Below are 16,410 nucleotides of genomic sequence, written 5' to 3'. Positions count from 1 at the left end.
TTATTTTATGGAAATTAAATTACAAGGCAAAAAGGCTTTAGTAGGAGGTAGCTCTGCCGGAATAGGTCTTGCTGTAGCTATTGAATTGGCCAAATGTGGCGCTTCTATTGTATTGATGGCGCGCAATGAAGATAAATTGAAAGATGCTATCAATTTATTGGATATATCTCAGGGACAATTGCATACGTATATCGTTACTGATTTTAATGATTATGATAAGCATAAGGCTATTATATCTTCATTTTTTGAAACAAATACGGTTGATATTTTGGTTAATAATACCAATGGACCTATCGCTGGCGATATAACCACGAAAGTGGAGGCTGACTATGAATTAGCTTTTAATCTTCTTTTTCAAAATGCCGTATTTACCAGTAATTTAGCCTTGATAGCAATGAAGAAAAAAGGATTTGGTCGTATCATTAATATTAGCTCTATGACTGTCAAAGAGCCACAGGATACATTGGTGTTGTCAAATACCATGCGTACAGCTTTGGTCTCATGGTCCAAATCACTATCCAATGCGGTTGCAGCAGATGGAATCACTGTAAATACCGTGTTGACGGGTTCTTTTGATACCGATAGGCTAAATAGTTTGATGAGCTTGCAAGCGGACAAACAAGGTGTATCTTTGAATGATATAAAGTCTCAACGTATAACAAGTATCCCCGTACAAAGATTAGGCGAGCCTAAGGAATATGGATATTTGGTGTCTTTCTTGGCATCTGAATATGCTTCCTTTTTGACGGGAACATCGATCCCTTTGGACGGTGGAAGTGCAAAAACTATCTTCTAACGAGAATTATAATATATAAGAAATCCCTCTCCAATAATTGGAGGGGGATTTTGGTTGATGGGTATATATATACTATTTAACTATTGCTTGTCCCACCACAATTGTGTATCTAAAGCTACTTCTGCTGGTACGTTAGCACCATTTTCAGATCTTTCAGAAGTAGGATAGGCTAATCTTCTAATGAAATTAGGAAGTTTGGCATTCAATGGCATATTAAAGTCCTTGATTTTATAGTCATTTCTGCGAAGATCATTCCAAGCTTCAGCATTTAGATAGGTAATGATAAACTTCTCTCTAAATATATCATTTACGGTGAGATTGGCTTGCCCTACATTGACATATGATCTATTAAAATAAGTGTCAGCTTCATCAGCACTAAGTCCCAAAAGATTGAAGTGAGCTAGTATACCATCTTTGTAAGCTTGATATGCTCTCGATTTATTGTTGCTTTTTAAAGCAGCTTCGGCCTCTATCATTTTTATTTCCGCAAAGGAAATAATAGTTACTGGGGAGTTATCACTTGTTAATGGCGATTTTCGAGATATATAACATTCATCTTTGTCTGTATTTGAACCTATATTTCCTTGGCCATTTATCGTTCCAATGTAGATATCACCTTTGATTGTTTTTTCCGTTATTTTAGCAATTCGGGGATCTTCGGTTCCAAACTTTGTTCCATTCAAGTGATTTATAAAATTTGCAGACAACCAGCCATCTAATAATAGATTTTCATTATCTCTAGCTACGCTCGACCAAGGGTTTATCCCATTAAAAATAGCCATATTAGCATTGTCACTGTTCGAAGTGTAGGATAGATCTATTGCCGCTAATACAGCATTAGGATCATAGTTGCTTTTTTTGCTAATCTTGTTTAGTAGTCTAGCTTTTAGTGCATTACCTGTTTTAATCCAGTTGGCAATATTGTTTTTATGAATTAGGTCCGAATTGGCAGTAAATGGTAATGTGCTCGCTAGAGCCAAATTATTAAGCCCTTCATTAATTAGTGTTGCTTGTGCATTGTACAACTCCTCTTCAGTATCGTATTTTGGTTGTAAGGTATTCACTTTACCAAATGCTTCAGAATATGGTGCTGATCCCCACAAGTCAGCTACCAATCCCAATTGATAAGCCATTAGTATTTGACCGATTCCTTTATGTTGACTTGCCCCTTCTTTTTCTGCTGCTGTAATTAAATCCTGTAAATCAGATAGTGAATAGTATAATGCATCCCATGTACTAGCTGGATTTGTCGGCTCATAGTTATCTGTAGCACTACCTGGGGTCGAGCTTGCCGTATATTGGCAATAGTTCGAAATAATATAGGAAACACTGTAACTATTCATGGCCGCTTTATGCGTTGCTGTCGTAAGCATCCCATTTATACTAGGATTAGTTACTAAAGAAGGATTATCTGTAACCTCGAAGTAATCGGTACAGCTTACCTGTGTACAACTTAATAGTAATGCGATATAGGCTATTTTTTTATATTTTAATATTGTCATGGTTTATAATTTTAAAATCCAACATTGATGCTAAATAAGAAACTTCTTACTGCTGGATAAGTCATGCCTGCAAAGGCTTCAATATTTGAACCGCTATTTGTCGTTGAACTTTCAGGATCTAAACCTGAAAATTTTGTCCATAGGGCCAAATTATTTCCCGTAAATCCTATAGTTGCATTTTTTATAGCTTTACTTTTAATGAACCATTTTTGAGGGAGATTATAGTTTACTGATAGAGACCTTAATCTAACCCAAGAAGCGTCTTCAACAAAATACTCAGAAACGCCTCTATACAAATCTCTATAATAGCCATTGCCATAGTTGACGTTTGTTGTAGGGTCAACTCCTTGACCTAACCACACTTCTTTAGTATTGACTGTCCCATCAGCTAACACGCCTGAAAAAACCGTATGATCATTTCTGTTAAGGGTATAATCTGGATACGCAAAAGATGCTAAGTGATTATCTAATTTGTTATATCTATCTTGGCCAATCCGGGCATCTATTAGTATATTTAGTGTAATACCTTTGTAGGTAAAAGTATTGTTCCATCCAGCAATCCAATCCGGTTGTACATTACCAAGCTTCTTTTTATTTGCTGCATTATCCAATATAGGGAATCCATTAGCACCAATTAATAAGGGCCTATTTGGATCGATCGTGGTTTCTTTGTCTAAGCCTTTAGCGATTTCATCACTTGTGTAATAGCGTCTTAGTGCACGCCCATATAATACCCCATACGATTCGCCAGGTATTAATTTCATCTGTACATCACTGCTTAAATAGCCCGATTCTGATGCTACTAGGATTTCATCTAGTCCTTCATATAGTGATAAGATTTTATTTCTATTCAAGCTGAAGTTAAAGGCGGTATTCCATTGAATAGTACTCTTGCTGATGGGAGTCGCATCTATGGCTATTTCTAAACCTCTATTTCTGATGTCGCCAGCATTGATAGCTGCTTTTTCATAGCCTGTACTTGAAGAGACTGGTGTTTGGATAATTTGGTCTTTACTTGTCGATTGATACAATGTTGCATCAATTCCTAGTTTACTATTGAAAAAACGTAATTCAAAGCCCGCTTCATATGCTTCTGTGAATTCAGGTCTTAACTCTGGATCTCCAAGTAAGCTAGCTCTTGTAAAGCCTGTATATCCGACAGGAAGTCTAGCGTATATGGAAGAGCCTGTTACCGTCGAGTATGCTAATGCATCTTTACCAATTTTTGCAAATGACCCACGTAATTTACCATAGGAAAGGATGCCTGGGTTTTTAATATTTTCTGTAAAGACATAGGCTGCTGTCACTGAAGGGTAGAAGAATGAATTGTTAGGCTTCATTAAAGAAGATGTGACATCATTTCTACCTGTTATATTTAGAAAAAGGAAATTTTTGTAGCTTAATGCTAATTCTCCAAAAATACCCATCAATCTATACTTTTCTCCTTGGGAATTTGCAGAAAGGATTTTGGCATTGCTAAGATTGTACCAATTGTAAATGGTCAAATCACCACCCTCTGTATTTTCTGTATTAGATCTACGATCGTATAAATCATGACCTAACCTCAATGTTGTACTCAAGCCATTACTAAATTCTTTGGTCGCATTCGCGATAAGTGTGCTGTTAATAGCGGTGAATTTAGTGTCATAAACACCTACGATACCGAGTCCTGGTGCTGCAGAAACACCATTATTACTAAGTTGATATTCTCCAGGTAAGCCCTGCATCCCTGGGGCATTTATGGATCTATTATCTCTATAGCTATCTAAACCAATTCTATAGTTGAAATCCAACCATGATAAAGGTTTATAGGATGTATTAAAACTTCCTATAAATCGCAATACATCATCTTTAAATTGATTTGTTAAGGATTGCGCTATAGGGTTGACATTATCATTTGCATACCCACCTGGTGTTCCGTCAGGTTTGAATATATCTTGTCTTATATCATGGCGGTGTGACCAATATACGAGTTGCTCCATGTACCGCGCTGCTCTACCTCGGGAACCACCCGAGTTATTTACCGAAAGACTAGTTCCAAAATTTAGCTTGTCACTAGCTTTGAAATTTAGGTTTGTTCTTCCGGAGTAATTCTTGAAATTCGTACCTGGCATTATCCCCTTGGAATTAAGTTGGGATACTGATGCTAAGAAATTTACGACTTCTGTTCCTCCTGAGAAGCTTAGACTATTCTTGAATTGATTGCCTGTATCAAAGGCTTCTTTAAAATGGTTTTTTAATTTGTCTGGATGTGTAGGATCTATAGCTTGTGCTTCAGCAATGGTAGGACCAAATGCTGGCCAAAAACTAATAGCATCGTATTCATTATTCCAGCCCTGTGTATATACATCTTGAAGTTTGGGGAATTTATTCGCGTTCTCAAAACCCGCTACGCCAGCATAATTTATTCTTAATTTGCCTGCTTTACCTGCTTTTGTAGTTATTACTACGACACCATTAGCGCCACGTAATCCATATAATGCTGTGGCAGCTCCACCTTTCAAGATATTCATCGACTCGATATCATCAGGGTTAATATCTACAGCTCTATTACTGATACCACGCTCGGAGGCTCTATTTCCAGTCAAGGAAGTCGAGTTGTCCATCAATACCCCATCAATAACAAATAATGGACTATTGTCACGGCTTGGATCAGCGGAGTTGATTCCTCGAATTTGAATATTAGCACCTTGACCTGGAGCACCACCTGTACTTGATATCGTTACACCAGCTACTTTCCCTTGTAAAGCATTAACGACATTAGTTTGTTTATTGGCAGTCAATGTACTTGCGTCTACACGTTGCGCAGCATAACCCAGTGAACGCTCATTTCTTTTTATGCCCAATGCTGTAACAACAACTTCATCCAAAGCTTTTTCATCATCATCCAAAGTTATTTGAAGCGTAGTACGACCATTAAGTGGGATTTCTTGTTTTTTATAACCCATTAAGCTAACGACTAGCGTGGAATTGGAAGGGACATTTATAGAGAAAAGTCCTGTAGAACTAGTTTGTGTTGAGTTTGTGTTTTGTAGGTTGCTTATGGTGACTCCACTTAGTGCTTGACCTTTGGTATCAGTTATCTTTCCAGATACTGTTATTTGTTGGCCTTTTACTAGCTGAAATGACGAACAAGCAACAATACTTAGCAAAGTAATTGCTTTTCTATTCATAAAGTAAGTTTTTGATTAGGTTTTTATTAAAATTATATAATAATATTTGTAATCGCAACACTAAAAGTTGATATATTTTTAAATAGTTTAGTTTTAATTCTGTTTTGTTGCTGTAAATGTAACTTTGCTTGTTTTTTTCGCTAAAAAAACAAATCCTCCGCCATATTTTATGACGGAGGATGTTGTGTGAAGATATTTTACTTTCTTTTTTGTTAATTGTAGCCAGGGTTTTGCTGATCTTTTAGCGTTGGATTAGCATTGATCTCGGATACAGGTATAGGTAAAATCGTTTTGAAGAAAGAACGATCAATTGTTTTTTGTCTATGAATAGTAGATACTGCACCTAATTCATCATTGAATGTAATAGATTTATTCCATCTCATCATATCAAAGAAACGATGACCTTCACCTACTAACTCTTTGCTTCTCTCAGCAACAATCATATCAAAGGTAATACTGGATGCGGTTACAGGAGCTAAACTCGGAGAACGCTGACGAATTTTTTGTAAATATTCAGCAGCTTTTGTCAAATTATCCCCTTTGAATGCCGCTTCAGCAGCAATTAAATATATTTCCGAAAGTCTAATTACTTTAATATTTATAGCTGTAGTATTTCCTTTACCATCGCCACTTGCATCTAAAGTGGTTGTTCCTGAATACTTGTATAATGCTCCTAAACGAGGAACATTTGTAGTTCCAATCTCGTCATTAGCCATTATTCCTTTGCGGATATCATCAGGACTTTCGTTTAATAAGTTTATAAAATCAGTACTAGCCATAAAATTTCCAGCAGCAATAGTATTATTAGGATGCCCTCTTCTTCTATAATATGCTCCTAAAGAGCTATTGCCTAAATCACCCTCACTGGGATAGATCGCTAATTCAAAAATTGATTCTGTACCAAACTGTTTAGCCCAAGAACTAACCCATGTATCATTGGTGTATAATTTATATTGGCTAAAGTTGATTACTGTTTCAGCAGCAGCTAAAGCATTGGTGTAATCTTCCATATATAAATACACTCTTGCTTGAATAGCTTTGTTAGCATAATAATTTAAGAAACCATTTGTAGCTGTTAATGAGCTTGCATTAGCTGGTTTATTTATTAGTGGCTCGGCCTCTGACAAATCTTTAATGATCTGTTTGTAAACTTCTTCAACAGTAGCACGACCAGGTGTGGCATCATATGGTAATAATTCCGTAGTAAGAGGCACTCCTAAGGCTGCTTTATTTTCATTATATGGCTCTCCATATAAACGTACTAAATCAAAATAAATTAAGGCACGTGCAGTTAAAGCTTGACCAATATATTGATTGAAATCTTCCGTTGAACCATTGGCTTTAATTTTTTCAATTTGCTCTAATAAATTATTTATCTGAGCGATACAATGATATGCTTGTGTCCAAATTGCAGAGTAGTTGTTGGATTCTGCACTGTGATTGAATACATATAAATAATCATACCCTCGGCCTTGAGAATTGATCGTAAAATCACCTCCTTTAATATCTCCATATAGTGGAAAGTTTCGACCATAATAGCTACCACTCGCTATCTTACTCATCAATCCTCTCATTATTACCTGTGCATCTGCCGTCGTAGTAATAGATGAATTAACATCAGCTGCATGAGTAGGTTTTACATCTAAAAAGTCGCTACATGAACTCGTCATTGCTGTTGCAGCGAATAAACAAGAAGCTAATAATATATTTTTCATAGTTGTCTAAATCTTATGTGTTAAAAACTAAAATCAATTCCAAAAGTATACGTCTTAGCAAGAGGAGTTTCCCATCCTCTAGTACTATATTGATTGACTTCAGGGTCAGCTAATTTGAATTTGCTGAATGTTAATAAATTAGTTCCGTTGAAAAATATTCTAGCATTACTTACTTTAATAGCTTTTAGGTAGTTACTCGGAATATTGTAGGAAAGAGAGATATTCTTTAAACGGATAAAGCTTGCATTATTAAGGTGTCTACTACTGATTTGATTTACATCCTCCAAATCACGACCACTAACTATAGGTAATGTACCAGTAGGGTTTTCTGCTGTCCATGTTTCTTCAGCAAAATTTGCTGAATGTATACGTTCCCAGTAATATCCATCATCAGCAACATCTCTGTTTGCAGAATCATAAAGTTTACCACCAATTCTATAATTAAAATTAAGACCTAGTGAAAGCCCTTTATATCCTAAATTGGAATTAATACCGCCAAACAATTCAGCTACTCCGTCTCCAATGATTGTGCGCTGTGCTTTAGTATAATCATAAGTAGCAGCTTTACCATTAAAATCAAAATCGCCATTAGGATTATTTTTAGGGTCATTGACATACCAAACATTTTTTCCATTTGTTGGATCAACACCAGCCCATTCTAAGCCATAGAATGCTAAAGTAGATTCGCCTTCTCGGTAAATAAATCTAGTACGACCATCACCGCCAGTAGGATCGGTCCAAATGATGTCTTCTTTATCATTTAAAGCCACAACCTTAGATTTCGCTGTAGCAGCATTGATACTTAATGTCCAGTTCCAATCATTTGTTTTTATGATGTCAGAACCTAATAAAATTTCTACGCCTCTATTATTTATTTGTCCAATGTTTTTAACCGTTGAACTAAATCCTGTAACGGTTGATTGTGGTACATCTTGTATTAGATCTTTTGAGTCTCTATTGTAATATTCGATGGTACCAAATACTTTATTGTTGAATAAACCATACTCTAAAGCTACAGTTGTATTGTAATTCGTTTCCCAAGTAAGGTCTGGATTTGGAGAGTTTGCTAAGCCACCGCCTGCTTGTTCCATGTATTTATTACTATACGTAATAAGACCTCGCCATGCATTGTTATCACTAGGAAGTGTTCCATTGGTTCCGTATGAACCACGTAGTCTTAATAAATTAATGGCAGGGATCTTTTTGATAAATTCTTCTTTATCGATGTTCCAGGCAGCACCTACAGACCAAAAATTACCCCATCTTACATCTGGCCCTAATTTTGACGCCCCATCTCTACGTAAAGATGCCGAAGCAAAATACTTCTCATCAAAATTATATTCTGCTCTTGATAAAGCTGATAATAATGAATTGCCCCAGCTATATGCTTGAGATTCTAATTTTCCTGCAGTGCTTACAGTATGTAATGCGGAGTTAGGTAAATCTCTACCTGTTGCTCTAACAAAATCAGTATTATTTTTTTCTGCTTCCCATCCCACTAATAAACCAAGGTTATGTAAGCCAAAGCTCTTGTTGTAATTAGCAGTTGTAGAGGATACCAATTTTTGATAATTGGTAACCATTGCATGCGCTATACCTTTGTCTGAAGCGCCTGTATAGTGATTAGGACTGTAGTATAAATCATCTTTTGTGTTTGTTTCGTCAAAAGAGAATACCGTCTTCACGTTTAATTCAGGAAGTATTTTTAACAATAATGAAGGCGAAGCTGTAATCCTTCTAGTAGCAGATCCATTTTCCCACTCATTATTATAGTAGTTGATATTTTGGGCATAGCTGTTGTAACGCGTAGTCCATGTTTGACCTGTTTTATAATCTGTAGGCCAGTAGAAAGGCCAAAACAAATTGCGCGATTGGAGCAAATAGTTGGTACTTGTATTTCTAGTATCGTTAATACCTGATAAGTCAGTTTTTGCTAATGATACATTTACTCCAAATTCTAATAATTTACCTATTTTTTGATTCAAATTAACACGACCATTAAAGCGTTCGTAGTCATTTTTTACCATACGTCCTTTGTCTGAAGTATAACCTAAAGAACTAAAGTAATTTGTGGTTTCTGAAGCGCCGCTAATGGAGATATCGTTCGAATTATATTTTCCAGTACGGAATAAGTCCTTATCCCAATCATAAAATAAGCCATCTCTATTTTCAACACCATCAGTTTTACCTTTGATAGTTACGTTTTCGAACATCGATGTTCCTTCTGTTGAAAATTCGTAGCCATGTATACCAAAACCATAGGATGTAGTAGGGGTGCCGTAACTACCTCCTGGCGTCCAATTTCTAGAATTTAAACGCATTAACGTTTGTTCATTTGCTTGTTCTGGTGTACGGCCAGCAGCTATTCTAGAATCATATAGCACGCTATATAATAAATTGATTTGATCTTGAGGTGACGCTTTTTCATAGTTATCCGTTGCCCAAGAAGGACTTAATCCTAATGAGCTTCTGAAATTTATTTTTGCAGCTCCAGATTTACCTTTTTTTGTTGTAATAATTACAACACCATTGGCAGCACGGGAACCATAAAGTGAAGAAGCTGCAGCATCTTTCAATACGGTAACACTTTCAATGTCATTAGGATTTAATGTACTCATTACATTGTTCGTGTTGTAAGTATAGCCTGACATTTGAGAGGTCTGACCTGATACTACAGGAACTCCATCTATAACATATAAAGGTTCGTTAGATGCATTCATAGATCCTATACCACGGATACGGATAGCAGGAGATGAGCCCGCTTGACCTGATGTTGAGGTCACTTGCATTCCCGCTACTTTGCCTCGTAAAGCATCTTCAAATGAGGTCGTAGGTACATCCTTGATATCTTTAGCAGATACTGTACTCGCCGAGCCTGTAAATGTACTTTTCTTAGCGGTACCATAAGCCACGACCATTACTTCATCCAATGCTTCCCCTTCTTGAGTCAATGAAATGTGAATAGTTTTGCGGCCATTAACTTTTATTTCTTGTGCAGCATAGCCAATAGCAGAAATAGATAATGTAGCATTTTGATCTGCATTGATAGTGAATAGACCACTCGCATTGGTTGCCGTGCCAATTTTTGTGCCTTTTACAGTAATTGTTACGCCTTGGATTGGAGCTCCATTTTGGTCTGTAACTTTACCAGCTACCGATATTTGCTGTGCGTTTACAACCTGCATCCCCGAACAGGCTAACACACAAAGGGATGTTAGTAGATGATGTTTCATAAATGTAGTATGTTAAAATTAGTTGGTTTTATTTAGTGTGATTTGTTTTTGTTATACCGATTCCAGGCCTGTCAGGAAGAATACAAGATCCATTTTCTACGGTCATACCGTCGAAAATATCATTACCGATCAATAATGCTCCATCTAAATCTGCCCAATCAGTCAGTGGTGCTAACTGCGCTGCTGCAGAGATGGCACAAGATGTCTCTGTCATACAGCCAAGCATGACTTTCATCTCTAAGGAACGCGCTAACTCTGCCATTTGCTTTGCCTCACGCATACCTGTACATTTCATCAATTTGATGTTGATACCTGTATATACGTCTTTTAGTTTGGTAACATCCGCAAGACGTTGACAAGCTTCATCTGCTATAGTTGGGATTGGCGAATGTTCGGTCAACCATGCATTTTCGTCGATCATTTCTTTTGGCATAGGCTGCTCTAAGAAAACAACATTTCTCTCCTTCAACCAATGCGCCATTTCTAGTGCTTGTTCTTTATTTTTCCATCCTTGATTTACGTCTGCACATAGCGGAACATCTGTAACCGAACGGATAGTGTCGATAATCATTTTATCGGTATCTAACCCTAATTTTACTTTTAGGATTTTGAATTGTCCTGCTTCTTCTACTTTTTTGCGAACGATCTCCTCCGTGTCTATACCGATAGTGTAGGAGGTGGGAGGGATTTGTGTTGGATTGAGCCCCCATATTTTATAAAAAGGCTGATGCATTAATTTACCCAACAAATCGTGCAATGCTATGTCAAGAGATGCTTTGGCTGCGGTATTTTTTTCGGCCAAAAGATCTACATAACTTAATATTTCTTGTGTTTGAAAAGGTGAGCTAAAGTGAGATAGATCTATTTTGTTTAGAAAATTAATCACTGACTCCTGAGATTCTCCCAAATAAGGAGGCATACTCGCTTCGCCGTAGCCTACGATACCTTCATATTCTAATTCTGTAAGTACTACAGGCGTTGTTGTACGACTAAAGGACGCTACAGTAAATACGTGGCGCATTTCCAAGGTGTAAGGTCTAAAGCGTAGGGTAAATTTCCCCAGTTTTTTAGTTTGCCATTGATTTGAAGTCATGATGTAAACTTATTTTTTATAATATGAATTATCTTTTATTTTTTGGATTTGTGTATCCGAAGAGCCGATGTATCTGCGTGCAGCAACAACCGTTCTCGTTTGAAAATCATCATAATTAGCAGCATCCTTCAACATTGAATTGATACGTACTGTTCCTGCTGAATGGATAAATTCACCATTGCCTAGGTATAATGCTACGTGTGTAACGCGTGCATTGGGATTATTCGCTTTTCCAGCTGCAAAAAACAATAAATCTGCAGGTTTTAGATTTTTAAGTGCTATAGCAGAGTCAAAATTGCCATCTGCACCTAATATTTCTACTTTATCCCCCGCAAGAACCTGTTGTGATGCATCTCTTGGGATGATGTAACCATTCATAAAATAGGATGTTTTTGTAAAACCGCTACAATCCACTCCTTTTACAGAAGTACCACCCCACAAATAAGGTAAGCCTAGCATTGTTTTAGCACTTGATAATACATTTTCTTCTGTTAATTTTCGGCTATTTACCCATTTTTCAAAAGAAATAGCTTCTTCTTTAGGAATAAATGCAATCCTACCGTCGGGGTATTTTACTTCATAGAAGCCTTTTGTTTCTTTTGTTAAAGCCAATATATTACCATAAACTAAGTCAGAAACACGTAGGCTTTTTTTATCTGCTTTAGAATAAGATTTACCAAATTCTGTTGTATAAATGATTTTGTCCGCATTGTTCCATTTTTCAAATTCTGCTGCATTGAATGCTGCGACTGAAGAAGTAGGAACCCATGCGATATATCCTTCAGGTGTACGAACGCGATATTCGCCTTTTGACTTTTGTAAGATATCTACTTTTGTTCCTAATATGGCTTGAGTTGCCATTTCTGAACCATGGCCTGGTTTGGTGCGTATATTGGCTACAGAAAGGTTTATAACACCTATTTTTTTTCCTTGTACAGTAGAATCTGGAAGTAAAGAATATGTTATTGTCGACTGCGTATTTTTTAATTCTTTGGATAGATAATCTATGGCATTTTTTTCCGTACTTTGAATCTCGTATTCATTTTTCGGGATGTTTACGCCAGATAATTCAATGAACTTTGTTCTTTTATCGGGTGCGTAAATCGTTTTGGCAGTATTGATTTTATCTACTATTTGTTTGTATGCTGATGAATCTATTTGAGAATAGGATTTGTTTGCATAAGTAGTTAATAGTAATGCAGATAGGAAAAAATATTTAATATTACTTTTCATGAATATGCTTATTTGATCCTAAAGTAATATTTTTACTGCATAAAATTGCAATGAAATAGCCTTTTTTTAAAATATATTGCAGTTTTTGTAAGTATTGTTTTGTAATTTTCATTTTTTAATAAATAATCGTCAAATATATTCAATATGAAAGCAACGTTTGGTGGAGGGTGTTTTTGGTGTACTGAAATTATTTTTCTAAACACTAATGGAGTGAGTTCTGTAGCACCAGGTTATATGGGAGGTAAGGTAGAAAATCCCACTTATAAGCAAGTATGTACTGGGGAAACGGATCATGTGGAGGTCGTACAGATAGAATATGATGAAGAAAAAGTTAGCTACGAAGAATTGTTGAGTATCTTTTTTAGGACGCACAATCCTACCACTTTGAATCGTCAGGGTGAAGATGTAGGGACACAATATCGTTCGGTTGTATTTTATCACGATGACAGTCAAAAATTGGCTACTGAAAATATTATTGCTAATTTAACAGCAGAAGAGGTCTTTGAAGACCCGATTGTGACAGCAGTAGAAGAAGCAGTTGTATTTTGGCCTGCGGAGGATTATCATGTTAATTATTTTAACCGTAATCCTGAAAATCCATTCTGCGCAGCTGTAATTGCGCCTAAGTTGACTAAGTTTTTGAAAAATTATCATCAAAAATAATAATAAAGGGCTTGAAAATTTCAAGCCCTTTATTATTATTTAAAATAACCCTATTTGCCCTGTATCATCTGAAGATTGTACATCATCTGGATTTGTTATTTCCAACTTGATATCCTCTGTTGCTGTTTCAGTAGTTTCTACTTTTTCTATTTTTGTAAGCTTTGCTGCTAAATCAATCTCTTGAGTTAAGGCAGATACCTTTTGTACATTATGGAATGATAATCTATTACCTTGGGCTTTGATTTTCTTAATATCTATCAGTTCGTTAGTTTCTTGCTGTATTGTTTCTGGCGTTTGAGATTTACCTTTAAACTGGTCAATCTTAACTACGGGATGTGGATTATTCGTCAGTAATACAAGTTTTGAGCCTGGTTCATCATTGATGATTGACACACGTTTGCCGATTTGTATGTCATCAAACACAAAGCGTTTCACGTAAAACGCACCCGACTTACCATCTTTATGGATTGCTGTATATACATGTTCAGGGTACAGTTTTTCGATGCGTATCATTTTTTCATCAAAGTGATTGCTCAAGTCAAAGTTTGATAATTCGTAGGTACCATCATTAAAGACCATTAATATCTTGTCATCGCCATCGAACTCACCCAGGAATTTCCCTCTTTCATCAGCATTAAGACGTTTCAAAACATCATCATACCAAATCTTGCGTCCTGCTAATGTAGATACACCCGCACTTTTGAAGGTCACTTTCTTCACAGGGTACTTAGATACGATATTACCTAAAGATCCTTTTCCTTTGATCGCTATTTCGGAAAGATCTAGATCGAAGGTAAGCTTGCGCAATTTGCTGTTCGCTTTCAATTGTACATGTACCACTTCTGCTTCGCCATTTGGATTGGCGGTGAAATATAACAATTTGGACCCTTTCGTACCTTTGGTGATATCATATTCTTTGTCGCGTGTGACACCTGTTACGGCAAATCGCTTGACATAAGTGTTGCCATTGGGTCCGTCATTATATATAGCATTATAAATTGTTCGTTCGTCGCCTTTTTTGAATACAGCGATATGAATAATGTCTTTTCCGACGAATACTTTGTCCTGTACTTTGACCACACTATATTTGCCATCCTCACGGAATACGATGATATCATCAATATCTGAACATTCACTCACAAACTCATCTTTCTTCATGCCAATACCGATAAATCCCTCTTCACGGTTTACGTATAATTTGGCATTCGCTAAGGCTACTTGTGTAGCTTCAACTTTATCGAATACGCGGAGTTCTGTTTTGCGTTCACGACCTTTGGCATATTTCCCTCTTAGGTATTCAAACCATTTGATCGCAAATTCGGTCAAGTTTTTCAGATTTTTCTTAACTTCTTTGATCTCATCCTCTAGAGACTTCATCAAATCATCCGCCTTCTTGATATCAAAGCGCGTGATGCTACTCATAGGCTTGTCAATCAGTTTTTTGTAATCCTCAGGTGTAATAGGTCTGTAGAATTGATCTGCAAAAGGAGCAAATAAAGAGTTTAATACGCCTACTACAGTGTCAAAATCGCCAGAGTTTTCATAATCTGGGTGCTTGTACATTCCTTGTTGAATGAATATTTTTAATAGATTACTAAAAAATATTCTTTCTAAAAGCTCGTGTAGACGAATCTCTAATTCTTGGCGTAATAGATCTTTAGTTTGATTAGTGTTCTCTATCAAGATATCATTGACACTCATGAATAGTGGCTTGTTATCCTTGATTACACATGTATTGGGAGAGATAGAAGATTCACAAGACGTAAATGCATACAGTGCATCTATCGTCATATCTGGAGAAATACCTGGAGCAAGGTGGATCATGATTTCCACTTCTGCTGCAGTATTATCTTCTATTTTTTTGATTTTTATTTTACCCTTATCATTTGCCGATACAATGCTTTCGATAAGTCCACCCGTAGTGGTGCCAAAAGGAATCTCCGTTATGGCTAAGGTTTTTTTGTCGCGTTCTTCGATTTTTGCTCTAACACGAATTTTTCCACCTCTTTGTCCTTCATTGTAATTAGAGATATCCGCTAATCCACCTGTCGGGAAATCAGGGAAAATATTGGGTCTTTCCCCATTCAATACTTGTATAGAGCCGTCAATAAGCTCTATAAAGTTGTGTGGCATAATCTTAGTGGCCAAACCTACGGCAATACCTTCTGCACCTTGTGCTAGTAATAAAGGAAACTTGACAGGTAATGTAATAGGTTCTTTATTACGGCCGTCATAGCTCAATTGCCACTTTGTAGTATCTGGATTAAACGTAACGTCATTGGCAAATTTTGAAAGTCTACCTTCTATATAACGAGGAGCTGCAGCAGAATCCCCTGTTACAGGATCCCCCCAGTTACCTTGACAGTCTATTAGTAAATCTTTTTGACCCAATTGTACCATAGCATCACCAATAGAAGCATCCCCATGTGGGTGATATTTCATGGTATTACCAATCACATTTGCAGCTTTATTAAATCTGCCATCATCCATCTCCTTCAGCGAATGAAGGATACGGCGTTGAACGGGTTTGAAACCATCATTGATGTGGGGGACAGCACGATCTAATATTACATATGAAGCATAGTCCAAAAACCATGTCTCATAGAGTCCTGATAAAGATATCGTATTGCTCGTTTGATCGGTGTCTTCCGATGGCAAATTATCTAAATTATTTTCTTCCGAATTGTTTGTCTCGTCAATCATTTAAACCTTTATTGTGGATTCTAAATACGATCTAAGATCTATCTTTTAGAATGGTAAAAGTACAAAAAATGTTTTTATAAGCTATTATAGATAGCTTTAGTTTTTTATAGGTTAGTACCATGATTTCCCCTTTTTCCTTATACGAATCTTCCTGCTCTATTTGTGAAATTTGTTTTTCGATTGTTTTGAATATTCATTTCTGACTTTTATTATCATATGGTCAAAAATCGACATTAAAATGACTTTTACGCTTTGTGGATAAAACATTCTGCTTTAAATTTGTGTTATATTAAATAGTA

9 protein-coding genes are annotated in these 16,410 nt (G+C 36.4%); 2 read left to right on the top strand and 7 right to left on the bottom strand.

Annotated elements, in window-relative coordinates:
• Positions 1–7: 7 nt before the first annotated feature.
• On the top strand, positions 8–796 hold the full coding sequence (locus IP023_RS07210; RefSeq protein ID WP_241789592.1) for an SDR family oxidoreductase: 789 nt from the start codon (positions 8–10) through the stop codon (positions 794–796).
• Positions 797–876: 80 nt separating this feature from the next.
• On the opposite strand, the gene IP023_RS07205 is transcribed toward IP023_RS07210, so the two are convergent.
• From IP023_RS07205 to IP023_RS07180, 6 genes are all read right to left on the bottom strand, one after another.
• A complete protein-coding gene (locus IP023_RS07205; RefSeq protein ID WP_241789591.1) occupies positions 877–2,298 on the bottom strand; it encodes a SusD/RagB family nutrient-binding outer membrane lipoprotein in 1,422 nt (473 codons plus the stop codon).
• Between the two features lie 11 nt (positions 2,299–2,309).
• Positions 2,310–5,471 carry a SusC/RagA family TonB-linked outer membrane protein gene (locus IP023_RS07200; protein ID WP_241789590.1) on the bottom strand — a complete coding sequence of 1,054 codons (3,162 nt, stop codon included), beginning with the start codon at positions 5,469–5,471 and terminating at the stop codon, positions 2,310–2,312.
• 212 nt (positions 5,472–5,683) lie between these two features.
• On the bottom strand, positions 5,684–7,186 hold the full coding sequence (locus IP023_RS07195; RefSeq protein ID WP_241789589.1) for a RagB/SusD family nutrient uptake outer membrane protein: 1,503 nt from the start codon (positions 7,184–7,186) through the stop codon (positions 5,684–5,686).
• Between the two features lie 20 nt (positions 7,187–7,206).
• A complete protein-coding gene (locus IP023_RS07190) occupies positions 7,207–10,419 on the bottom strand; it encodes a SusC/RagA family TonB-linked outer membrane protein (protein ID WP_241789588.1) in 3,213 nt (1,070 codons plus the stop codon).
• A 28-nt stretch (positions 10,420–10,447) separates the two neighbouring features.
• Positions 10,448–11,512: a dipeptide epimerase gene (locus IP023_RS07185; protein WP_241789587.1), complete on the bottom strand. Its 1,065-nt coding sequence runs from the start codon at positions 11,510–11,512 to the stop codon at positions 10,448–10,450.
• Between the two features lie 9 nt (positions 11,513–11,521).
• The gene (locus IP023_RS07180) at positions 11,522–12,745 is read right to left on the bottom strand and encodes a C40 family peptidase (protein WP_241789586.1); all 1,224 of its coding nucleotides are present in this window, start codon (positions 12,743–12,745) and stop codon (positions 11,522–11,524) included.
• Between the two features lie 144 nt (positions 12,746–12,889).
• Here IP023_RS07180 and msrA point away from each other — a divergent pair, with 144 nt between their 5' ends.
• Entirely contained in the window at positions 12,890–13,408 is a 519-nt protein-coding gene (msrA, locus tag IP023_RS07175) for a peptide-methionine (S)-S-oxide reductase MsrA (protein WP_241789585.1), read from the top strand.
• Between the two features lie 39 nt (positions 13,409–13,447).
• On the opposite strand, the gene IP023_RS07170 is transcribed toward msrA, so the two are convergent.
• Entirely contained in the window at positions 13,448–16,111 is a 2,664-nt protein-coding gene (locus tag IP023_RS07170; RefSeq protein ID WP_241789584.1) for a DNA gyrase/topoisomerase IV subunit A, read from the bottom strand.
• Positions 16,112–16,410 lie beyond the last annotated feature (299 nt).

Origin of the sequence: Sphingobacterium rhinopitheci, assembly GCF_022627575.1 — a bacterium.
Classification (GTDB): domain Bacteria; phylum Bacteroidota; class Bacteroidia; order Sphingobacteriales; family Sphingobacteriaceae; genus Sphingobacterium; species Sphingobacterium rhinopitheci.
This window is presented reverse-complemented; position numbering and strand designations above follow the sequence as displayed.